Source organism: Thiorhodococcus drewsii AZ1, from assembly GCF_000224065.1.
GTDB lineage: Bacteria > Pseudomonadota > Gammaproteobacteria > Chromatiales > Chromatiaceae > Imhoffiella > Imhoffiella drewsii.
The window spans coordinates 1-853 of the sequence record NZ_AFWT01000124.1; the positions used below are offsets into that span (position 1 = coordinate 1).

The 853-nt window shown below is 50.5% G+C and carries 1 pseudogene; it reads right to left on the bottom strand.

The features are described from left to right. Positions 1-306: pseudogene (locus tag THIDRDRAFT_RS26605) on the bottom strand (IS481 family transposase); the annotation flags it as partial. Between the last annotated feature and the right edge of the window lie 547 nt (positions 307-853).

Genomic DNA, 853 nt, shown 5'->3' on the forward strand with positions numbered 1-853 from the left:
CGAGTGCCGAACGCGAGGCCTCGGGGTGGATGAATGCGCGCGTAACCGCCGACAGATCGTCGAGCGGCAGCAAGAGGGTTTCCGCAGGGCCACTACGAGGACTTCCTGCTCGGGCGAGAGCGTCGTTGAGAGCCGGTGTGGGCGGTGCGAAGCATCTTCGACCACCGTGCGTCGTCGCCACTTTCTCACCGTCTGCACCGAGAGGTTGTACTGGGCGGCGAGGACCTTGCTCGGCAACGTGGAGGCTTGCAGTTCACGACGAATCGCTGGGGTCGTGCGCGCGTTCTTATGCAGGCGGATTTCCATCGGCAATCAGGATCCCGGGCTGTGGGCTGTTCCGCGAGCGATGGCTTTGTGGACCACGTGCTCTAGCACCTCGCGGGCTCGGAACAAAGGATAGCTCCGTCGAGGCAGATAATCACACGGGACGCAACACTTAAGGATTAAGCTCGGGCGTATTTAGGCCGGCTTTAGGGCTGGCAGCAGGTCCATCTGTCCGGAATCCATCAAGAGCCTACATCAAAATATAGTCTAAGAGGTTTTTATGAAAAAATGTCTTTTGGTAAAATCAAAAAAGCAATTTTATTTGTTTCTTTCTTGGTTTTATATCTTGCGAGGTTTTTGCAAATAGCTCAAATGAGCCTCTCGTTAATCAAGATTTTGAACTAGGAGCAACTTCAGCTTGGGCTATTAATTCTTGGAGTGAAAGTATTGCATCGATGCAAGTTGGCGCTCCTGGAAAAGATAACTCAAAATTTTCTTTGAAAATAGCGATTTCAGAAAATCCTTCAAGCAGTGTATTTAAACATGTCGTTCAACTTCAAGCAGGACATATTTACCAAGTTTCAGCTTG